The following is a 20,482-nucleotide window of genomic DNA, read 5'->3' on the forward strand; positions in this document are numbered from 1 at the left end:
AGGCCCCGCCGGGGCGGGCGGACGAACACCGTCCCCGGCCGCGCGCAGCAGCGGGTCAAGGCAGCCGCGGCCCCAGGGACGGCGGTCGGCGCAGAAGTACCGGCGCAGGTGGAAGTCCGGATCGGGATCGCCAGTCTCGCCCCGGTGGTCCGGAGCGTGCCTGGCCGGGACCCGGCCGGGCCGGCCTCTCCGGTGCGGAGTCGTCACTCTCCGGACGCCCCGGCGACCCGACCGGGCAGCTCACGCCCGTGCTTACCGGCCTGTACCTATGTGACCCATGATGAGAACCATGGGCCGGCGACGTGCGGCGATCTACTGCCGGATCAGCCGGGACAGAGGCGGCGCGGGGTGGGCGATCGCACGCCGGGAAGAGGGCTGCCGGCACTGTGCGCCCGCGTGAGCTGGGACGTCATAGCCGTCTCTCCGGACAATGACGCCAGCGCGTACTCAGGTGCTCCGCGACCGGAGCGGTAGAACCTCCTGGAGGCCGTACAGCGGGGAGAGGTTGACGCGATTGTGGTGTGGCACATCGACCGGCTGACCCGTTCCCCCAGGGAACTCGAAGATGCGATCGACCTCGCGGATCGACAGGGCATCACGGGCGCGCCTGCGGCGCGCCGGGGCGATCTGCCGCCCCCGGCGGGCATGCGGCCTGTCGGCCGGTCCCGCCGAGCGACACCGCCCCACCAGGCCACCGCCTGCAATTCGAGCCCCGCACACCCCGTCGTGACGTGCTGGACGGGGACCGGTGGCATCGGAGACGATGCCGGTACTGCACGATCCATCCGCTACGAGGGAGTGCCTCGTGTGCCTGCCTCCGGCCCGTGGGGCGGTCATGACCGTGAGGTTGCCCGATCCCCGTCACGCCGACTCGGCCGGTAGTCATGGCCGCACGTTCCAACTAAACGAAACCGGCGCAGCCCGCTGAAAGAACTCCAGGTCAACAAGCGTCGGCCCCGCGCCCGCGGGGATGGTCCGTAGCCCCCGCCCACCTCCGAAGAGGCAGACGGGTCGGCCCCGCGCCCGCGGGGATGGTCCGTTCGCGGAGGAACCACAGTTCGAGCAGGTCAAGTCGGCCCCGCGCCCGCGGGGATGGTCCCGAGGGCATCCGGCAGCACCCGCACCGTACGGGGTCGGCCCCGCGCCCGCGGGGATGGTCCCCGGTCCTTGGCGGCGTTCCAGCGGGGCATCCTGCGTCGGCCCCGCGCCCGCGGGGATGCTCCGGTTTGGGAGCAGCTTGGATAGGGTCGCGTTCGGTCGGCCCCGCGCCAGCGGGGATGTTCCGGGCAGCAGGCCGGACGCGGCGCCAAGGGCAGCGGGCAGCGTGGCCGGGGGCAGTGGCCTACGCCACCCGTGCCACCAGCAGCCGGACCGTTGTCTCAGCCCGGCCGCGCCCGCCGCGCTATCCAGCGCCCGCCCCGGTGCCATCGGCACCGGGGTCCCTCGTGGATCACCAGCCGGACCACCCAGGAGCTGGGTGTTCAGCCCTGCGGTACGTCGTCCGCGGTCCCGTCAATCGCGGGCCCGGTCCCGGGCGGGAGGTGGGCGACGATGAGGTCGACGGCTTCTTCGATGGTGTCGGGTTTGCCGAGGGTGGTCCGCTCCGCGCCCCGTACCCAGTAGCCCTCGCCACGCGGGTAGATGGTTCCCACGGTCAGCCACGGGCCCTTGATGCACCGGCTGAAGGACAGCGCCCCATGGCTGACAAGCGGGTACAGCTGCCGGAGCTCGGGGCGGGTGGACGCCGTTCGTGGCATCTCGGCTCCGATGAGGTTGCCGGCCATCCCGAGGACCAGCTCCCATTGTCCCTCGACGGTGTCCGTCGTCCACATGGCGGTTACCCTCCGACGGTGCCGCGGAGTACGGCCGGGCCGGTGCCGGGGGGAAGGTGCTCGGCGACGATCGCGAATGCTTCCTCAAGCGTTTCGGTCTCGCCGAGGACACCCTGCTCGGGAAAGCTGGTAACGATAAAGCGGTTGTCCTCGCGGCAGTATACCTGGCCGCCGATCCGCCGGTGAGGCGGATCGGCGAACGCGCTGAAGTACAGGGAGCCGTGGCTGACGCAGGGAAAGAGCTCACGCAGCCGTGGGTGCGAATGGGCGGCCCTCACCACGTCCAGGCGGACCAAGTCCGCCGACTCTCCCTCCGCCAGGAGGTAGGCCCATCGAGCAGCCACGATCTCCGCGGCGGGACGGAGGTTCTGGTCGTTCGTCATACGCTTCCTACGGTCGTGGGGATCATCTGATCACTCTCCCGGCAGCTTCCGGGGCTTGATCTCGGGGATGTCGGGCTTGGGTACTTCGATTCTCTCGTTGTTCGAGTACCAGTTGATCGATTCCCAGGTCCTGCCCTCGATGATGTCCTCGTCCCAGGCGATATCCGTTGCGTGCTGTCGCACTGCAGCCGCGACCAGGCTCATCTCCCAGGCCGTTCCGGCATACCCGGCGGGCGGGAACTTGGCCTCGCTGGTCATGTTGTAGTTCGAGCCGAGCTCCACCGCTACCTGGAACGCCTCGATGATGCTCTCAGGCGTGTTCCAGTTGCCTTCGTCTCCGTTCCTGTTCGGCATGCCGTCCAGAGTGATGGAGAGAGTTGTCTCACGGTCCCGCACGGCGTCACTGACTCGCGCCATCCATTCGGGGATGAGACCGTCGTACTTGGCGTGGGCGTCGCCGTTGTAGGTGTGGGCCCCGGGATCTCTCGGCCGGTTGGGGTCGTGCTGGAGATCGTTCGGGTCGTTGCGGAGATATCGAGCAAGGTTGTTGGACGGGCCGTCACCCGGGCCGTTGGGGCCGAGGACCACGCTGTGCCGATGGGGGTCCCGTCGGCGCGGACACGCCGACAACCCCAGCGGGTCGATCTCCCCCGTCGGATTCCCCACATACGCATACGCGTTCGGCGACGGCAGCAGGCCCAGCGGGTCCGGGGTCAGGTAGTGGCCCGAGGACGGGTCGTAGTGGCGGTGGCGGTTGTAGTGGAGGCCCGTTTCCGGGTCGAAGTACTGGCCGGGGAAGCGCAGGGGGGTGTACGCCGTGGCGCCCGGGTGCCAGCCCGTGGTGCCCCAGAGGGTGGTGCGGGCGCGCCAGGCGATGTCGCCGGTCTCGTCGAGCAGTTCGCGGGGGGCGCCCACGAGGTCGGTGACGATGGCGAAGAAGCGGTGGTCGATCTCCTGCTGGGGCGCGTCCGCGCGGAGGCGGCGTTCCGTCTGGGCGATCGGCTGGAGGCCGTCGTGGTCCCAGGTGAGGACGGTGGCGATACCGGGCTGGGCGGTGCCGGTGGTGGACTCCTCGCAGAGGACGTTGCCGTCCCAGGTGAAGTCGGTGCGCTCGGTCGCGTGGTCGCCGTCGGGGGCGAGGCGTTCCTTGGCGATACGGCGGCCGTGGGGGTCGTAGGTGTAGCGCCAGCGGGTGCCGTCGGGGGTGGTGACGCCGGTGAGGCGGTCCTCGGCGTCCCAAGTGTAGTCCCAGATGTCGGGCTTGCGGGAGAGCCGGGTGCGGCGGCGGCGGACGACCCGGCCCTGGGCGTCGTGTTCGTAGCGGATGGCGCCCGCCCGGCCGATGCGGCCGCCGGCGTAGCTGCGGGGGCCGTTGGCGGCGGGGGCGGCCGGGGTGTGGGCCTCGGTCTGGTTGCCGAGGTCGTCGTAGGCGTACCGCTCGGTCCAGCCCTCGGCGGAGACGGTGGTGACCCGGCCCGCGGGGTCGACGGTGTATGCGCGGTCGCCGTCGAGGAGGTCGGTGACGGCTGTGAGGACTCCGTCACCGCGGTAGGTGTAGGCGCGACGCTGCACGGTTCGGCCGGTGGCGGTCGCGGTGGTGGTGTCAGCGGTGGAGGTGCCGGTGCGGACGTGCTGGGCGGTGAGGCGGCCCAGGCCGTCGTACGCCTGCTCCACGGTGAGCCGTTCGCCGTGGCGGCGGATGCTCCGGCGGCCCTCGCGGTCGAAGCCGAAGGCGATCCGGTGGCCGGAGGCGTCGAGTTCGGCGCCGCCGTCCGGGTAGGTCCAGTCGCTGGTGGCGCCGCTGGGGGTGGTGCGGTGGACGCGCCGGCCGCCGCTGTCGTAGCGGAAGGTCGTCTCCCGGCCGTTGCAGATCTCCTTGAGGAGTCTGCGGCCCGTGGCGTCGTAGGTGTAGCCGATGTCGAAGCCGGGTCCGGTGGTCCGGGTGAGCAGTCCGCGGGCGTCGTAGCCGAAGCGGGTGACGGCGCCCCCGGTGTCCTTGGCGACCAGGCGGCCCGCGGTGTCCCGGGTGTAGTGGACGGTCTGCCCGGCGCCGTTGGTGCGGCTGCCGAGGCGGCCCGCGGCGTCGTGGGTGTAGGCGAGGGTGCGGCCGTCGAAGTCGGTTTCGGTGGTGAGCCGGCCCGCGGCGTCGTATCCGTAGGTCCAGCTCATCCCGCGGGGATTGGTGACGCGGGTGAGGCGGAGTTCGGTGTCGTAGCCGAAGGTGTGGCGGATGCCGTCGGGTCCGGTACGGCTCTTGAGCAGATCGAAGTGGGTGTAGGTGAAGTGGGTGGTGCCGCCGAGTGCGTCGGTGTGGGTGAGGCGGTTGCCCTCGCCGTCGTAGGTCCAGGACTCTTCGGTCCCGTCCGGTTCGATCCGGCGGGCGGGCAGGCCCTCGACGGTCCATTCGAGGACGGTGGTGCCGCCGTCGGGGCCGGTGATCCGGACCGGGCGGCCGAACGCGTCGCGTTCGTAGCGGGTGACGGCGCCGCCGGGGCCGCGGACGGCCTCGGGCAGTCCGGCCGCGTTGTGGCGGATGCGGTCGAGCGCGCCGAGACCGTCGTCGACGGCGGTCAGCCGGCCGAGGGCGTCGTGACCGGTGCGGGTGGTGGTGCCGTCGGGGTGGGTGAAGGCGGTGGGGTTTCCGGCGGTGTCGTACTCCTGGCGCCAGACCGCGCCGTCGCCCGCAGTGACGGAGGTGAGCCGGTCGTGGTCGTCGTAGGTGACGGTGGCGGTGGTGCCGTCCGGGTGGCGTACGGCGACGAGGTTGCCGCGGTCGTCGTGGTCGTACTCGGTGGTGCGGCCGAGGGGGTCGGTGCGGGCGGCGACCCGGTCGCCCGGGCCGTAGGAGCGGAGTTCGGTGTTGCCGAGGGCGTCGGTCTCGGCGACGACCCGGAGCCGGTCGTCGAGCCGGAACACCTTGGTGGCGCCGGTGGAGTCGGTGTAGCGGGTGGTGCGGTTCGCGGTGTCGTAGCCGAAGGCGCCCGAGAGGAAGCCGTCGGGGCCGACCGTCCGCATCACGCGGCCCGCGGTGTCGTAGACGTAGTGGAACGTGGAGTCGTTGCGGTCGGTCCAGGAGGTGATGCGCGCTTCGGTGTCGTAGGTGAAGCGGAGCGGGAGTCCGGAGGAGTTGGTGACGGCGTCGAGGTTGCCGTCGCCGTCGTAGCCGTACGACATGACGGTGACGGGCCCGTCGGGGGTGCGCAGTGCGACGCGGTCGACGCGGGCGTCGCGGACGGTGACCGCGACGCGGTAGCCGCCGTCGTGGACGACGCGGTCGGGGGCGCCGTCGGGGCCGCGGTGGAAGGTGATGCCGTTGCCGTGGCGGTCTTCGATACGGGTGAGCCAGAAGGCGGGCGAGGGGTGGTAGGGGCTGCCGGTGAAGGTGCGGACGGTGCCGGTGCGGGGGTCGGTGACGGTGTACGCGGTCTCGGCGCCGCCGTCGTCGGTGCCACCGTGGGTCAGGGGCAGCCGGTCGCCCTCCAGGGGGAGGACTCCGGTGGGGTCGCCGGGGGCGGGGAGCGCGGGGTAGACGAGGACGGTGCCGTCCTCGCGGGCCCAGAGTGCGCCCAGGCCACGGGCGTCGAGTTCGATGCGCTCGTCGAGGGTGGAGGCCCAGCTCCGGCCGAACCAGTGCCCGTGGCGGTAGCCGGAGAGATGGACCCGGCGCAGGACGAGCGGCAGGGTGCCGGGGAGGGTGAGGTCGGTCTGCGGGAGCAGCATCTGCCCGGAGGCGATGTCGACCGGGTCGCCCTCGCAGCGCCGCAGCTCCGGCGGAATGCTGTTGCCGCGGGGGTCGGACTTGGCGTCGTCGAGTGAGGCGGGCTGGGTACGGGTGTCCCCCGGGCCCTTGCGGCCGGAGCCGGACTTGGGCGGAGCGGTGCCGGATATGTCGCCGCCGTCGCCTTCGACCTTGCGGCCCTTGTTGACGCTGTCGCGGGTGTCGACGTCGACGCCCTTGTTGATCCGGGATATCTGCCGGACGTTCTCGGGCAGCGTCTTGCCGAGATGGTTGCCCATGGTGGAGGTGGCCTTGGTGAGGGCCTCCATGGCCTTGTCGACGACGGGGTCGAGGGCCTGGGCGATATCGTCGCGCCCGCGGTTGCGGCCCTGGTGGGACCGGGCGCTGTCGAGCCGGGAGGTGGTGCGGCCGTTGACCCGTACGCTGACGAGGTTGAGGTCGTTGCCCGCGCGCTCGTGCTCGGCGTGGTCCACCTTCCCCCGGTCGCCGCTGCGGCCGCCGGGGCCGCCGCCCGCGGAGTTGAGGTTGAGCGAGTCCTTCCCGGCCTGCGCGGTCTGGTCCAGGTCGACGCCTTCCTGGAGGCCGAGCGCCGCGGATCCGGCCTGGACGACGAGGTCGGCGGCCATGGACTCCAGGGCGGCGACCGCGGGGGCGGTCATGGCCCCGACGATGTAGCTGACGACCTCGTTCATGCACTCCTTGATGGCCTTGCGGACCAACTGCTGGCAGAGCGCGATGGCTCCGGCGCCGAGGAGTGCGGAGAGCCCGCCGGTCACCGGGATGAGGGCCATGGAGACCCCGGCCTTGGCGGCGAGGGCGCTGAGATGGCCGATGGCGACGTATTTCATCGCCTCGATGGCGGTGGCCGCCTTCTCCAGGGCCTCGGCGATCAGACCGGCGGCGGTGGCGAGGTCCTTGAGGTGTTTGCCCTTGACCTTGTCCCAGTGCTGGTTGAGGGCGGTCATGGCCTCGCCCTCGCCGGACGACAGCAGTCGCTGGACATGCCGGTTGGCGATCTGGCCGTCGTCGAGGATGTCCTCCTGGAAGGCCCGCAGACTGGCCGCCATATCGCGGTAGGCGTCCTCGTCGACGTTCGGCCAGTTGACGCCGATCAGGTCGAGCAGGGTGTCAGCCCAGTCCGGCACAGTCACGGCCATAGAGTCAAGCCCCCGTTTGAGTGAAAGTCAGCTCTTCAGTCTTGCACGGTGTCCGTGCGGAACCGGAGCCGTTATCGCGGTAGACGGCGGGGTGATGACACCGGTGCCGGATCCCCGGGACCGAACCGGAAAAAATTTCTCCGAAGTCGCGTAATGGTTCGGCGTCCGGCCGCTCTCCCTCGTGTGGGCCCGCCCCTGGGCCCGTGACGACGAGGAGAGAAAGCCCATGCACTCCACGGTGGAACGCGAACTGGAACTGCGGCTGGTGCTGTCGGCGGAGCGGAGCATCCCGGTGCCCGCGAAGCTGGCGTACCGCACCGACGACCCCTTCGCCGTGCACATCACCTTCCACATCGGCTCCGAGTCCCCGGTCAACTGGACCTTCGCCCGCGAACTGCTGGTGGAGGGGGTGTTCCGGCCCTGCGGTCACGGGGACGTCCGGATCTGGCCCACCAAGGTGGACGGGCGGAACGTGGTGCTGATGGCGCTCAGCTCCCCCGACGGCGACGCGCTGCTGGAGGCGCCGTCCTCGGTGGTGTCGGCCTGGCTGGAGCGGACGCTGCGGCTGGTGCCGCCCGGTTCCGAGGCCGGAATGCTCGACATCGACGACGGTATCGCCGGGCTGCTGGCACACCACTCGGCGGACGGCTTCGGCCGGCGTACCCGCCCGGAGAGCGGCGAGGCGGAGGACGGCGATGCCTGAGAGAGCGGACGGTTTCCGGACGGAGGACGGTGGCGAAGGCAGGACGGAGGGTGCCGGCCGGGGCAGGACGCCGAGTGGTGGCCGGGGCCGGACGAAGGGTGGTGGCCGGGGCCGGACGCCGGGGCCGGGCCACTGCGGCCCGCCCCGGCGCATGCCCGGTTCAGTCCGCGGCAGACGCCCCGGGCGCCGTCAGGAACTCCAGATTGTGGCCGTCCGGATCGTCCAGGTAGAAGCCCCGGCTGCCCTGGCGGAGGTAGGTGGACCCCGGCTCGGTGTGCAGTGGGTCGGCGAAGTACGGCAGTCCGCGTTCGACGACCTTGGCGAGGATCCGCTCGAAGAGGTCGTCCGGCACCCGGAAGGCCAGATGCTGGGAGGGTATGTCGCCGTCGTGGTCCAGATAGTCGAGGGTGAGCCCGTCGTCGAGCGTGAGCGCGGCAAACGGGCCGTTGGCGTACGGCGGCTTCGCCGCTTCGATCAGCCCGGCCAGGAAACGGGCGCCTTCGAAGCGGTCGCTGCTGTGGACGATGGTGTGGTCCAGCTTCACGGACACTGGCTCTCCTCGTGGGTCGGCGCGATGGGTGAAGTGCCGCTTCCCTGGGGCTGGTTGGGGCCCGTCGGGGCGGAAGCATGCTCGTCCACCGTAGGAACGGACGGGGTATCACGGCCATCGGGCCTTCGGCTTAGGGCTCCCGGCCGGGAGAGGGGGCCGGGAGCCCTAAGCGGAACGGGGGACCTCAGCGGTACGGGAGCCCTAAGCGGGACGGGATTCCCGGGCGGCGGCGGGGAGAGCGTGCCGGTTGCGGTGTTCGGAGGGGCTGATGCCGCGCAGTCGTTTGAAGGCGGTACTCAGGGCGAAGGCGTTGGCGTAGCCGACCCGGCGGGCGATCGCGTCGACCGTGTCGTCGGTGCCGAGCAGCAGATCCGCGGCCGTACCCACCCGCCACGCGGCCAGATACGCCATCGGCGGCTGCCCCACCTGTTCGGTGAAGTGCCGGGCGAGCACGGCACGCGAGACACCGGTACGGAGGGCGAGGGAGGCCACGGTCCAGCGGTGCGCCGGGGCGTCGTGCAGCAGCTTCAGCGCCGCACCGGCCACCGGGTGCTCCCAGGCCCGGTACCAGGCCGGGACCTCGGTTCCCGGGCGGTCGAACCAGGCCCGCAGGGCGGCCAGCAGCATCAGGTCCAGCAGCCGGTCGAGCATCGTACGGCGGCCGTGGCGCGGGCTGCCGATCTCGGCCGTGACCAGGTCGAACAGCGGGCGGTCGAAGTCGGCGGCGGGGACCACGAGGACATCGGGGAGGGCGCGGAGCAGCCGGTCGCCGACGCTGCCGGGCGCGTCGTAGGCGCCGCTGAGCACAACGGCGTCGCCTGCCGGGCCGGGCGGAGTCCCGCCGCCGGGAGTGCCCCGGCCGGTGAGGATCTCCACACCGTCGCCGCCGTCCGGGGCCGGGCAGTACGCGGCCCCCGTGATCAGGGTGCGCGGCGGCGCCCCGGGGTCGTCGGCGACGGTGTACGCGGACCCGCCCCGGACCACCGCCACATCGCCCTCCGCCAGGGGCACCGGCTCCCCCGTGTCCGGCACGATCCACGCCGTACCGTGCACCGTCGCGACCAGGGTCAGCGGGGCGCCCCCGGCGAACCGCAGCGACCACGGGCCGTCGAGGCAGGCGCAGCGGAAGACCGCGCCGTGCGCCCGGACGCCCTCCAGCAGCTCCGCCACCACATCGGCGCCCGCGCCCGGACCGGTCGGACCGGTCGGACCGGTCGGACCGGCGCCCGGACCCGGACTCGCCGTACTCGCACGCCTGTTGGCCACAACGCCCCCGTCACCCATACCGGAAGCCTAAGACGCTCGGACATGGAAACGAGAGTCCGGGCAATGGATCGTCTTCCGGGGCGCCGGTTGACTGACGGCATGACAGAACAGAGTCAGCAGCAGCGACCGCACGACCCCGGCCGGAGGCACATCCTCGTCCTCGGCGGCACCGGAACCACCGGGCGGCGGGTCGCCGCCCGCCTCCGGGCCCTCGGGCACACCGTCCGGATCGGTTCCCGCGACGGCGAGCCGGTCCGGTTCGACTGGACGGACCGCGCGACCTGGGGTCCGGCGCTGGAGGGGACCGACACGGTGTACATCGTCCCGTACGAGGGCGACCGGCTCACCCGGCCCTTCCTCGCGCTCGCCGAGGAGTCGGGGGTGCGGCGGGCCGTGCTGCTCTCCGGGCGCGGGGTCGACGTCCCGGGCTATATGGACGACGGCAATCCGTCGGGCATCACCCATATCGACGGGGACGCGGCGATCCGGGAGACCGGTCTGGAGTGGACCGTGGTCCGGCCGAGCTGGTTCGCGCAGAACTTCAGCGAGGGCGTCTTCGCGGACGCGGTGCGCGGCGGCGAGCTGCCGCTCGCCGCCGGGGAGGGCGCGGTTCCGTTCGTGGACGCCGAGGACATCGCCGATGTCGTGGTGGCCGCGCTCACCGGGGACGGACACCACGGCCGCACCTACGAGCTGTCCGGGCCGCGCGCCCTGACGTTCGCCGAGGCCGCGGAGGCCATCGCGGCCGCCTCCGGCCGGCCGCTGCGCTATCTGCCGCTGGCACCGGCGGAGTTCACGGCGGGGCTGGTCGCCGAGGGGTGGCCGGAGGAGGACGCGCACTGGTTCGCGGACACCCTGTCGCCGATCCGGCGCGGTATCGAGGGCCATCTCTCGACGGGCGTACGGGAGGCGCTGGGCCGGGAGCCGCGCGACTTCACCGCCTTCGCGGCGGCCGCGGCGGAGGCGGGCGACTGGGGGTGAGCCGGCGGGGCGGGCGGGCCGGGCCCCGCACCGGGCGGGCGGCGGGTCCCGCACGGGCCCGCCCGCCCCGCCTCCCCGCCTGCGTTCTCTCAGGCTCCGTGTCCTCAGGACTCGGTGTCCTCAGGACTCGGTATCCTCCGGCCCCGTACCCTCAGAACAGCTTGCCCGGGTTCAGGATCCCCAGCGGGTCGAAGGTCCGCTTGATGCCCCGCTGCAACTCCACACCCACCGGCCCCAGCTCCTTCGCGAGCCACTCCTTCTTCAGCACTCCCACGCCGTGTTCGCCGGTGATCGTGCCGCCCAGTTCCAGGCCCAGCGCCATGATGGCGTCGAAGGACTCCCGGGCGCGCCGGGACTCGTCGGGGTCGTGGTGGTCGAAGCAGACGACGGGGTGGGTGTTGCCGTCGCCCGCATGGGCGCAGACCCCGATCGTCAGGCCGTACTTCTCGGCGATGGCGGCCGTGCCGTCGAGCATGGCGCCCAGCGCCGAGCGCGGTACGCAGACGTCGTCGATCATCGTGGCCGGTTTCAGGGCCTCCAGCGCGGGCAGGGCGGTCCGGCGGGCCTGGAGGAGGAGTTCGGATTCGGCGGGGGTGTCCGCGGGGACGACCTCGGTGGCCCCGGCGGCCGTGCAGAGTTCACCGACGGCGGCGAGGTCGGCGGCCGGGTCGGGGGTGTCGAAGCCCGCCAGCAGCAGCGCCTCGGTGGTCTCGGGCAGGCCCATCCTGGTCATGGCGTTGACCGCGCGTACCGTCGTACGGTCCATCAGCTCCAGCAGCGACGGTGTGTGGCCGCGCTCCATGATCGCGCAGATGGCGGCGGAGGCGGCCGCCGCGGAGGGGAACTCGGCGGCCAGGACCAGTTGCTGCGGCGGCTTGGGCTTGAGCGCGAGCACCGCCTTCACCACGATGCCGAGGCTGCCCTCGGAGCCGACGAAGAGCCGGGTGAGGTCGTATCCGGCGACGCCCTTGGCGGTGCGGCGGCCGGTGGTCAGCAACCGTCCGTCCGCGAGGACGACGTCGAGCCCGAGGACGTACTCCGCGGTCACCCCGTACTTCACACAGCACAGTCCGCCGGACGCGGTGCCGATGTTCCCGCCGATCGTGCAGGACTCCCAGCTCGACGGGTCGGGCGGATAGGTGAGCCCGTGGGCGGCGACCGCGCGGGAGAGGGCCGCGTTGACCACACCGGGTTCGACGACGGCGATCCGGTCGACGGCGCTGATCTCCAGGATCCGGTCCATCCTGACCAGCGAGAGCACGATGCAGCCGTCGGTGGCGTTGGCGGCCCCCGACAGCCCGGTGCGGGCGCCCTGCGGCACCACGGGCACCCGCAGCTCGGTCGCCGTTCGCATCACGTGCTGCACCTGCTCGACCGTGCGCGGCAGTACGACGACGGCCGGGATGCCCGCCTCGCAGAAGCTCGCCATGTCCCGGCCGTAGGAGGCCGTGACATCGGGGTCGGTGAGCAGCGCGTCGGCGGGGAGTCCGGCCCGGAGCCGGTCGAGCAGGGCGTCGGGACGGCCGGGGGGCGGGCCGCCGCGGAGGGCGTCGCCGGGAGCCGTGGGTCCGTCGTCATGATCCATGGGTCCAGCGTCGCACCGACCGCCATCGGTGTGAACCCGTGCTTGCGCCCCTTGGCGGATCGTCGTACCGGACGGCCCCCGGACGCAGAGTGAAGGGCATGAGCAGAGTGAGCGCAGCAGGACGCGGGGAGCCGGAGGGTGGGCCGGGAAACGGGCCCGAGGGCGGGCCGGAGGGCGGGCCGGGAAGCGGGCCGGAAGGCTCCGGGGGCCGCGGTCCCGGGCAGCGCACCGAGCACACCGGGGGCACGGCGGGTACAGCAGGCACCACGAGCACGGGCACGGCGGGCACGGCAGGTACGGCAGGTACGGCAGGTACGGCGGATGCCCCGGGTTACGCGGGTTACGCGGGCGCCTCGGGCACGGCGGGCACCTTCGGTACCTCCGGCGCCCCGGGAACCCCGGACCACGCGGGTACCGCGGACCCCGTCAGCGCCCTGGGCCGTACCGGCACCCGAGGCACCACCGGCGCCCCGGGCCGGTTCGGCACCACACGCCCCGTCATCACGTTCGGCACCCCGGACACCCCGGGCACCTGGTCCCCCGCCGTCCCCCGCGCCTTCCTGGCCACCGAGGCCGGGAAGAACGCCGCCGTCGCCTCGCTGGTCGCCGCGGCCCTGGTCACGGGGATCGTGCTCGGGATCCCGGCCGCCCCGCCCCAGGGCCCCCCGCCGCTGCCCGGCCCGCTCGCCCGGGCGGAGACGGCCGCCCTGGCGGGCGCCCCCGCCACGCTCCCCGAGCTGAACGCGCTGATCGCGGACCGGGAGTCGTGGCTCCGGAAGCATCCGCGCGACGAGGAGTCATGGGCGGCGCTCGGGGTCGCCTATACGGAGCGCGGTCTGCGGCGCGCCGACTGGGCGGCGTACGCAAAGGCGGATGCGGCGCTGAAACGGTCCCTCACGGTCCGGCCGGGCGAGCGGGGCAATGCGGAGGCCCTCGTCGGCATGGCGGTGCTCGCGAACGCCCGGGGCGACTATCCGGCGGCCCGGGACTACGCGACGCTGGCCCGGAAGCAGAAGCCGCGCCGCTGGACCGTGCACCGCGCGCTGGTCGACGCCTACAGCGGACTGGGTGACAAGAAGGCGGTCCAGAAGTCGCTGGAGTCGGTGCAGAGCCTGTACGGCGGTTCGCAGGCACGCTCCCTCGCGGCCCGGGTCTACCGCGAGCTGGGCTGGCGCGAGGACGCCACCTCGAACGCCTACGACGCGGTGGGGGCCGCGGAGGGCCCTGCGGAGAAGGCGGTCGCGCTCTGGCGGCTCGGGGAGCTGGCCTGGGAGCGCGGGGACCACACCGAGGCGGTGACGAGTTTCGACACGGCGCTGCGGCTCGCCCCGGACCAGCATCCGGCGCTGGCGGCCCGGGCCCGCGCGCTGACCGCGCTGGGCCGTACGGACGAGGCGGTACGGGACTGGCGGGCCGCGCTGGAGAAGGCGCCGTTGCCGCAGTACGCCCTGGAGGCGGGCGAGCTGTTCGAGTCGCTGGGGCGGGACGCGGAGGCCGCGGAGGCGTACGGGCAGGTGCGCACCCTGGCCGACCGGGCGGCGGCCCACGGCGCGAACGAAGGGCTCGCGCTCGCCCGTTACGAGGCCGAGCACGGCGACCCGGGCGACGCGGCGGTGGCGGCGCGGCGGCTGAAGGAGGAGTGGGACCGGGGGCTGCGCAGCCCGTGGGCGGCGGACGCGCTGGCGTGGGCGCTGTACCGGTCGGGCCGGGCGAAGGAGGGGCTGCCCTACGCGCTGCGGGCGACGAAGGAGGGCGCGCGCAGTGCGCTCTTCGCGTACCACCGCGGCCAGATCGAACGGTCCCTCGGGATGTACGGGGCGGCCCGCCGCCATATCGGTGACGCGCTGCGCATCAACCCGGAGTTCTCGCCGCTGCTGGCCCCGGCGGCGCGCTCGGCGCTGACCGCGCTGGGGGAGCCTCCGGCGGGCGGTCCGCGGAAGCTGACGGGGCGGGAGGGGCGGGGCAGCTACGGCTCGCCGAGCCGTGTCCCGCGGCGTACGGGGACGGGGGCGACGGGGGCCACCGGCACTACGAGCACAGGTACGGGTACGGGCACAGGTACGGGTACGGGCGCCGGTGCCGGGTCCGGTGCAGGCGCAAGTACCGGTGCCGGTACGGGAACCCCCGGCGCGGGTACCGGAGCGGGCACGAGTGCCGGGACTGGGACCGGCCCGGTGGCCGGGAGATAACCGGACGGCCGCCGCGCCGGGAGTGCGCGCGGCGGCCGCCGGGCCGGGCCGGTGCGGGCTCCAGTCCCCCCGGTCCCCGGCGCGGAGAGGTTCGGGCCCCGGGCTCCCGGGCCCGGGGCTCCGGACTCCCGGCCCCGCACCCGGCGCCCCGGCGATCCGGACCCGCCCCCATCCCCGGCTTCAGAGCTTCGCGTAGACGATCAGGTTGTCCACCGGGTGGCCTTCGGCGTCGAACTCTCCGTCGCAGGTGATCAGCCGCAGCTCGGGCGCGTCGGTGGGGCCGTAGACCCGCTGGGTGGGGAAGGCGTTCTTCTTCACGATCTCCTTCGCGGTGACCGTGAAGGTCAGACTGCGGCCCTCGGCATTGCGGACCGTGACCTTCGCGCCCTTGGCCAGCTTCTTCAGATCGTGGAAGACCGCCCGGCCGTACCGGGTGTCGTTGTGGCCGATGATCACGGCGGCGCCCTTCTCGCCCGGGGCGGCCCCGCCGGTGTACCAGCCCGCGGTCATCCCCTGCTCCGGGGCCGGCACCTCGACCGTCCGGTCGGGGTTCAGGCCGAGCGGCAGCAGTTCGCTGCTGACCTTGATGGCGGGGATGGAGACATGGACGGGATCGGCGGCCTTCACGGCCGTGGCCGGGGACCCGGTAGCGCCCGTGGGCTTTCCGGCGGGTGCGGCGGTGGCCGTCGGCACCGGCTTCCCGGCGCCGCCCGGCCCGGAACCGTCCCCGGACCCCGGGCCCGGGCCGGTGGAACAGCCGGTCAGCGCGATGACGAACGCCAGGCCGACGGCGTACCGGGCCGGCAGACGGCGGTGCATGGAGAGGACCTCCGGTGACGGATGCTCAGGGGATACGGAAGGGGCCGGCCCGTGACGGACCGGTCGGGGCAGGGCCCGCGGCGGCGACGGGAGTCGCGTCCGCCGCGGGCCCTCCGGCGGACCGCTCAGCGCGCGTCGTGCTGTGCGGCGCGGCGGCGGATCACGACGGTGCCCGCGGCGGCGAGGGTGAGCGCGGCGGCCGTGGCCCCGACGATCACGGTGGTGGGGTTGCCGCCGTCCTGGGCGGTGACGGGACGCTCGCCCGCGGCGACACCGCCGCGCGGCATGAACTCGATGCGGACCGGCTTACCGTCCGCACCCGTGGCGAGGCAGAAGACGCGGTCGGTCTTCACCGTGGCCCGGTCCTTGCTCACCGGCTGAGGTGTGCACTTCTTGCCGTTCTCGACCGGGCCGAGCGTGACCGCGGGGGAGGGGCTGCTGTCGGCGAACGCACCGGCGCCGGAGACCAGGACGGCACCGAGGGCGGCGGTCGTGACGGCGAAGGCCCGCAGGGCACGGCGCGAGGACGCTGCAGTCATACGAATGGCTCCATTCGGGAGGCTCGATCGGTACGCCCCCAGGCTGGCCAACGCATATGAAGAAGCTGTCAGGGTGTTGTCGCCCGCATGTCAGCCCCCGTGCCGTCCCCGTGTCAGCCCCTGCCGTCGACCGGAAGCGTCAGGACGAACACCGACCCCTCCCCCGGAGTGCTGCGCGCCGTCGCCGAGCCGCCGTGCGCCTCGGCCAGCTTCCGAACGATCGCCAGTCCGAGACCGCTGCCGCCGGTCCGCCGGTTGCGGGACTTGTCGGCGCGCCAGAACCGGTTGAAGACGTACGGGAGATCGTCCGCCGCGATCCCGCTGCCGGTGTCCTCCACCTCGACCACCAGGCCGTCCGCACCGTCCGCACCGGCGGCACGCGCCCGCAGGGTGACCGTGCCGCCGCGCGGGGTGTGGCGTACGGCGTTGGCGACCAGGTTCCCGACCGCCTGCCGCAGCCGGACCGGGTCCGCGGTGAGCCGCGGCAGCCCGTCGGGCACGGTCACGGCGAGGCGGACCCCGCCGGTCTCGGCGCGCGGCGTGTGCGCGGCGGCGACCTGGGAGAGCAGTTCCCCGATCCGTACCGGCGCGGGGTTCAGGCGGAGTTCGCCCGCGTCGGCCTGGGCCAGGTCCTGGAGGTCGTCGATGATGTGCTGGAGCTGGACGGCCTCTTCGAGCAGCGAGGAGACGAAGGCGGGGTCGGGGTCGGCGACCCCGTCCTGGACGCCCTCCAGCCAGCCCCGGATGGTGCTCAGCGGGGTCCGCAGCTCATGGGCGACATCGCCGACCATCTCACGGCGCTGGGTCTCCAGCCGGGTGCGGTGCTCGGCCATGTCGTTGAAGGCCGCGGCGAGCCGGCCGATCTCGTTGTCGGCGCGTACCGGGACGGGCGCGGTGGCCGCGCCGTCCTTCATGAGCTGCGCGGCCGACGTCAGCGCCCGCAGGGGCCGGACCAGCCGGGTGGAGGCCAGTACGGATGCCCCGACGGTCAGGGCGAGCACCAGGGCGGCGACCCCGGCGATCCGCGCGGTGTCGTCCGGGGAGAGGTCGAAGCCGGGGGTAGTGGGGCTGCCGTCGGGGTCGCTGATGTAGAGCTGGACGGTGGCGGCGACATGGGGGACGAGCTGGTCGCGGCGGGCAGTGTCGACACAGTTCTCGGCGGCGCTGTCGACCGGATGGGGCAGCATCATCTCCTTGACGTCCATCCGGATCTTGCGGCCTTTCTCCGCGGCCCGCGGGGTGTCTTCGAGGGGGAAGATCGCCGGCATCGTGGGGAACTTCTGGTTGCCGATGACGATCCGCGGCTCGCCCTGGGCGCCGTGGCTCAGCCGGAGCGGAATCGCGGTGCGCTTGCTGCGCGCCAGGCATGCGTCGGAGAGCCCGTTCAGCTCCCTGATCGCTTTGTTCTCGGTGGCGGTGGGCTGCGCCAGCCGGTCGGCGCCGCACGACTGCCGGTAGTACTCGGCCTCCAGCCCGGCCACCATCCGTACGTAGGAGCGACCGCTGGAGGTGGTCCCGCGCTCGGCGGTCAGTGAGTACCTGTCGCGCAGACAGGACACCACGCCGTCGGCGGTCTTGCGCAGAAGCTCTCGCTCCGCGGCGGGCAGCCGGAAGGGGCCGACGGCGCGCGGGTCGATACTCCCCCTGCTGTTGCCCACCGTGGTCGCGGGCACGGCGCCTTCGGTGGTACCTCCGAACGCGGCGTCGACGCCGAGCGGGTCGATGACGGCCGTCGGCGTCTCGGGAAGAAGCGGCGGATTCTTCCCGGCCGCCGAGTCGGCGACGACGAGTCCGTCGCGCGGATTGACGAGCGCGATGCGCCGGTCGTTGGCGGCGGCAAGCTGGACGATCTTCTTCTCGGCTCCGTCCCACTGGCGGTTGGTGGCGGCGTGGCCGAGGAGTTCACGGTAGATCCGGGCGTCCTTGGCGAGGTCCCGGCCCTGCTCGCGCTTGATGGCGCCGGAGGTGGTCTGGGCGGCGAGCCAGGCGGTCGCGGCGACGGAGCAGACGGCGACAAGGGCGGAGACCGTGAGGAGGCGGCCGAGCAGGCTCTTGCGGAGCGGCAGCCGCCGGGCGCGGGCGTCACGCCGCCCGGGCGTGCGGTTACGGCGTACGGCCATGGCGGCCACCGCCGTCCGGGACGGAGGACGGCACTGCGGGCACTGCGTCGGAAATCGCCGGGGCGACCAGTTTGTAGCCCACGCCGAAGACCGTGACCAGGTGCTGCGGCCGTTTCGGCCGACTCTCGACCTTCTTCCGCAGATTCATGATGTGGACGTCGACGGTCCGGTCCCCGATGTAGCGGGTGTAGCCGTGCAGTTCCTGGAGCAGCCGCTGGCGGGTGAAGACCCGGCCGGGCTCGGCGGCCATGGCGGCCAGGATCCGGAACTCACCGGGGGTGCATTCGACGCCCTGCCCCCGGACGGTGACCTCGTGGCGTTCCGGGTCGATCACCAGCTCCCCGACGGTCAGCAGATGGTCGTCGGCGGGCGGTGGTGCCGCCCCGCCGCGCGGCGAGGTGCGGCGCAGCAGGGTACGGACCCGGGCCATCAGCTCCCGCGGGCTGTAGGGCTTGGTCATGTAGTCGTCGGCGCCGAGGTCGAGGCCGAGCAGCAGATCGTCCTCGGTGGAGCGGGCGGTGAGCATCAGCACGGGCAGCTCGTACGCCTCGGCCCGGAGGATCCGCAGCACGTCCAGGCCGTCGATCCTGGGCATCATCACGTCCAGCACCAGCAGATCGGGGGCCCGGTGCCGGACGGCCTCGACGGCCGCGCGCCCGTCCGTCACCAGCGTGACGGAGTGACCTTCCCGCAGGAGGTAGCGGCGGACCAGCTCGGCCTGCTTCTCGTCGTCCTCGGCGATCATCACATGTGCGCACACGGCACCGATCGTATGCAGATACGGGTGCCGGACGGAGGTGCGGTACGGGACCGGGTTCCGGGCCGGGCTCCTGACAGGGCTCCGGGCCGGGTTCCGTACCGCGCCTTCCGCGGCCGGTTCTCAGAGGTTGCCGCGCTTGGCCTGCTCGCGCTCGATGGCCTCGAAGAGGGCCTTGAAGTTGCCCTTGCCGAAGCCCATGGAGCCATGGCGTTCGATCATCTCGAAGAAGACCGTCGGCCGGTCCTGGACCGGCTTGGTGAAGATCTGGAGGAGATAGCCGTCCTCGTCGCGGTCGACGAGGATCTTCAGCTCGCGCAGGGTCTCCACCGGCACCCGGGTCTCGCCCGCCCACTCGCCGAGGGTGTCGTAGTACGAGTCGGGGGTGTCCAGGAACCGGACCCCGGCGGCGCGCATGGAGCGCACCGTGGCGACGATGTCGTTGGTGGCGAGCGCGATGTGCTGGACCCCGGCGCCGTTGTAGAACTCCAGATACTCGTCGATCTGGGACTTCTTCTTGGCGATCGCGGGCTCGTTGATCGGGAACTTCACCTTGAGGGTGCCGTCGGCGACGACCTTCGACATCAGCGCGGAGTACTCGGTGGCGATGTCGTCGCCCACGAACTCCTTCATATTGGTGAAGCCCATCACCTTGTTGTAGAAGCCGACCCACTCGTTCATCCGGCCCAGCTCGACATTGCCGACGCAGTGGTCGATGGCCTGGAAGGTGCGGCGGGCCGGGGGCTCGACGATCGGGTCGGCGGCGACGAAGCCCGGCAGATAGGGGCCGTCGTAGCCGCGGCGCTCGACGAGGGTGTGGCGGGTGGTGCCGTAGGTGGCGATGGCGGCGAGGACGACGGTGCCGTGCTCGTCCTTCAGCTCGTACGGCTCGGTGAGACCGGTGGCGCCGTGCTCGGTGGCGTAGGCGTACGCGGCACGGGCGTCCGGAACCTCGATGGCGAGGTCGACGACGCCGTCGCCGTGCTCGGCGACATGGTCGGCGAGGAAGCCGCCCCACTCCGTGGACTGCTTGATGACGGAGGTGAAGACAAAGCGGGCGGAGCCGTTCTCCAGTACGTAACTGGCGGTCTCGCGGCTGCCGTTCTCCGGTCCGGAGTAGGCGACCAGCTTCATGCCGAAGGCGGTGGAGTAGTAGTGCGCGGCCTGCTTGGCGTTGCCGACGGCGAAGACGACCGCGTCCATTCCCTTCACCGGGAAGGGGTCGGCCTCGCGCGCGGTGGTGGGGTGGTGATCGATGGTCTCTGTCATAGTCGCAGGCTCCCTCCGATCCACAAGGTGCGCAATAGTTCGCCGTCCCTCTGGGCAATCTGCCCACCGAGGGTCCACGATGGGGCCACGTTCTGTACATGATGACCATCGGGGAGACCTTGTGGCGATCGATCATCTGGACGGCCGTCTGATCGTGCTGCTGGCACGCGAGCCGCGGATCGGGGTACTGGAGGCGTCACGCCGGCTGGGGGTGGCCCGCGGGACGGTCCAGGCACGGCTGGACCGTCTTCAGTCGAGCGGGGTGATCAGGGGTTTCGGCCCGCAGGTCGATCCGGCGGCGCTGGGCTACCCGGTGACGGCCTTCGCGACCCTGGAGATCAAACAGGGCCAGGGCCCGGATGTGCGGGCCCATTTGGCCTCCGTACCGGAGGTGCTGGAGCTGCATACGACGACGGGCGAGGGCGACATGCTCTGCCGGCTGGTGGCGCGGTCGAACGCGGATCTCCAGCGGGTGATCGACCGGGTGGTGGGCTTCGAGGGGATCGTCCGGGCGTCGACGGCGATCGTGATGGAGAACCCGGTGCCGCTGCGGATCATCCCGCTGGTGGAGCAGGCGGCGGAGGGGTAGTCCC

At 72.6% G+C, this 20,482-nt stretch carries 16 protein-coding genes and 1 CRISPR repeat array; of the genes, 5 read left to right on the forward strand and 11 right to left on the reverse strand.

Annotated features, from left to right (window positions below; all coding sequences use genetic code 11):
* The first annotated feature begins 519 nt into the window (after positions 1–519).
* Positions 520–882, forward strand: a complete 363-nt coding sequence (locus ACWDR0_RS05095; RefSeq protein ID WP_456350230.1) for a hypothetical protein — start codon at positions 520–522, stop codon at positions 880–882.
* A 67-nt stretch (positions 883–949) separates the two neighbouring features.
* A CRISPR array of direct repeats spans positions 950–1,280; the repeat unit is 24 nt; unit sequence GTCGGCCCCGCGCCCGCGGGGATG.
* A gap of 201 nt (positions 1,281–1,481) precedes the next feature.
* Here ACWDR0_RS05095 and ACWDR0_RS05100 read toward each other — a convergent pair.
* From ACWDR0_RS05100 to ACWDR0_RS05110, 3 genes are read right to left on the reverse strand one after another with little or no spacing between them, the layout of a single operon-like run.
* A complete protein-coding gene (locus ACWDR0_RS05100) occupies positions 1,482–1,832 on the reverse strand; it encodes a DUF6193 family natural product biosynthesis protein (RefSeq protein WP_456350231.1) in 351 nt (116 codons plus the stop codon).
* Between the two features lie 5 nt (positions 1,833–1,837).
* Positions 1,838–2,215 (reverse strand): DUF6193 family natural product biosynthesis protein, encoded by a 378-nt coding sequence (locus ACWDR0_RS05105; protein WP_456350232.1) that lies wholly within the window; start codon positions 2,213–2,215, stop codon positions 1,838–1,840.
* Between the two features lie 30 nt (positions 2,216–2,245).
* A complete protein-coding gene (locus ACWDR0_RS05110) occupies positions 2,246–7,111 on the reverse strand; it encodes a DUF6531 domain-containing protein (protein WP_456350233.1) in 4,866 nt (1,621 codons plus the stop codon).
* 226 nt (positions 7,112–7,337) lie between these two features.
* Between ACWDR0_RS05110 and ACWDR0_RS05115 the strand changes: the two genes are divergently transcribed.
* A complete protein-coding gene (locus ACWDR0_RS05115) occupies positions 7,338–7,814 on the forward strand; it encodes an SsgA family sporulation/cell division regulator (protein WP_456350234.1) in 477 nt (158 codons plus the stop codon).
* Positions 7,815–7,974: 160 nt separating this feature from the next.
* On the opposite strand, the gene ACWDR0_RS05120 is transcribed toward ACWDR0_RS05115, so the two are convergent.
* Complete coding sequence (locus tag ACWDR0_RS05120; RefSeq protein ID WP_456350235.1) at positions 7,975–8,364, reverse strand: VOC family protein; 390 nt, start codon at positions 8,362–8,364, stop codon at positions 7,975–7,977.
* Between the two features lie 201 nt (positions 8,365–8,565).
* Positions 8,566–9,537: an AraC family transcriptional regulator gene (locus ACWDR0_RS05125; RefSeq protein WP_456350300.1), complete on the reverse strand. Its 972-nt coding sequence runs from the start codon at positions 9,535–9,537 to the stop codon at positions 8,566–8,568.
* A gap of 192 nt (positions 9,538–9,729) precedes the next feature.
* On the opposite strand from ACWDR0_RS05125, the gene ACWDR0_RS05130 reads away from it, so the two are divergent.
* The gene (locus ACWDR0_RS05130; RefSeq protein ID WP_456350236.1) at positions 9,730–10,611 is read left to right on the forward strand and encodes an NAD(P)H-binding protein; all 882 of its coding nucleotides are present in this window, start codon (positions 9,730–9,732) and stop codon (positions 10,609–10,611) included.
* Between the two features lie 151 nt (positions 10,612–10,762).
* On the opposite strand, the gene ACWDR0_RS05135 is transcribed toward ACWDR0_RS05130, so the two are convergent.
* On the reverse strand, positions 10,763–12,196 hold the full coding sequence (locus ACWDR0_RS05135) for an FAD-binding oxidoreductase (RefSeq protein WP_456350237.1): 1,434 nt from the start codon (positions 12,194–12,196) through the stop codon (positions 10,763–10,765).
* 98 nt (positions 12,197–12,294) lie between these two features.
* Here ACWDR0_RS05135 and ACWDR0_RS05140 point away from each other — a divergent pair, with 98 nt between their 5' ends.
* Entirely contained in the window at positions 12,295–14,385 is a 2,091-nt protein-coding gene (locus ACWDR0_RS05140) for a tetratricopeptide repeat protein (RefSeq protein ID WP_456350238.1), read from the forward strand.
* A gap of 180 nt (positions 14,386–14,565) precedes the next feature.
* On the opposite strand, the gene ACWDR0_RS05145 is transcribed toward ACWDR0_RS05140, so the two are convergent.
* From ACWDR0_RS05145 to hppD, 5 genes are all read right to left on the reverse strand, one after another.
* The gene (locus tag ACWDR0_RS05145; RefSeq protein WP_456350239.1) at positions 14,566–15,204 is read right to left on the reverse strand and encodes a class F sortase; all 639 of its coding nucleotides are present in this window, start codon (positions 15,202–15,204) and stop codon (positions 14,566–14,568) included.
* 125 nt (positions 15,205–15,329) lie between these two features.
* Positions 15,330–15,743, reverse strand: a complete 414-nt coding sequence (locus tag ACWDR0_RS05150) for a hypothetical protein (protein WP_456350240.1) — start codon at positions 15,741–15,743, stop codon at positions 15,330–15,332.
* Between the two features lie 113 nt (positions 15,744–15,856).
* The gene (locus ACWDR0_RS05155; RefSeq protein WP_456350241.1) at positions 15,857–17,863 is read right to left on the reverse strand and encodes a sensor histidine kinase; all 2,007 of its coding nucleotides are present in this window, start codon (positions 17,861–17,863) and stop codon (positions 15,857–15,859) included.
* A complete protein-coding gene (locus ACWDR0_RS05160) occupies positions 17,847–18,623 on the reverse strand; it encodes a response regulator transcription factor (protein WP_456350242.1) in 777 nt (258 codons plus the stop codon). Before ACWDR0_RS05160 ends, ACWDR0_RS05155 begins: the two co-directional genes overlap by 17 nt.
* 120 nt (positions 18,624–18,743) lie before the next feature.
* Positions 18,744–19,889, reverse strand: coding sequence for a 4-hydroxyphenylpyruvate dioxygenase (gene hppD, locus ACWDR0_RS05165; protein WP_456350243.1), 1,146 nt, complete (start codon positions 19,887–19,889; stop codon positions 18,744–18,746).
* A gap of 121 nt (positions 19,890–20,010) precedes the next feature.
* On the opposite strand from hppD, the gene ACWDR0_RS05170 reads away from it, so the two are divergent.
* On the forward strand, positions 20,011–20,478 hold the full coding sequence (locus ACWDR0_RS05170) for an Lrp/AsnC family transcriptional regulator (protein WP_456350244.1): 468 nt from the start codon (positions 20,011–20,013) through the stop codon (positions 20,476–20,478).
* The last annotated feature ends 4 nt before the right edge of the window (positions 20,479–20,482 follow it).

Source organism: Streptomyces sp. NPDC003691 (assembly GCF_053981115.1).

What these genes read in the sequence shown, in the direction of transcription:
- ACWDR0_RS05100 (WP_456350231.1), bottom strand. Translation starts at nt 1,832, where the DNA reads ATGTGGACGACGGACACCGTCGAGGGACAATGGGAGCTGGTCCTCGGG.
- ACWDR0_RS05105 (WP_456350232.1), bottom strand. Translation starts at nt 2,215, where the DNA reads ATGACGAACGACCAGAACCTCCGTCCCGCCGCGGAGATCGTGGCTGCT.
- ACWDR0_RS05110 (WP_456350233.1), bottom strand. Translation starts at nt 7,111, where the DNA reads ATGGCCGTGACTGTGCCGGACTGGGCTGACACCCTGCTCGACCTGATC.
- ACWDR0_RS05115 (WP_456350234.1), top strand. Translation starts at nt 7,338, where the DNA reads ATGCACTCCACGGTGGAACGCGAACTGGAACTGCGGCTGGTGCTGTCG.
- ACWDR0_RS05130 (WP_456350236.1), top strand. Translation starts at nt 9,730, where the DNA reads ATGACAGAACAGAGTCAGCAGCAGCGACCGCACGACCCCGGCCGGAGG.
- ACWDR0_RS05135 (WP_456350237.1), bottom strand. Translation starts at nt 12,196, where the DNA reads ATGGATCATGACGACGGACCCACGGCTCCCGGCGACGCCCTCCGCGGC.
- ACWDR0_RS05140 (WP_456350238.1), top strand. Translation starts at nt 12,295, where the DNA reads ATGAGCAGAGTGAGCGCAGCAGGACGCGGGGAGCCGGAGGGTGGGCCG.
- ACWDR0_RS05145 (WP_456350239.1), bottom strand. Translation starts at nt 15,204, where the DNA reads ATGCACCGCCGTCTGCCGGCCCGGTACGCCGTCGGCCTGGCGTTCGTC.
- ACWDR0_RS05150 (WP_456350240.1), bottom strand. Translation starts at nt 15,743, where the DNA reads ATGACTGCAGCGTCCTCGCGCCGTGCCCTGCGGGCCTTCGCCGTCACG.
- ACWDR0_RS05155 (WP_456350241.1), bottom strand. Translation starts at nt 17,863, where the DNA reads ATGGCCGTACGCCGTAACCGCACGCCCGGGCGGCGTGACGCCCGCGCC.
- hppD (WP_456350243.1), bottom strand. Translation starts at nt 19,889, where the DNA reads ATGACAGAGACCATCGATCACCACCCCACCACCGCGCGCGAGGCCGAC.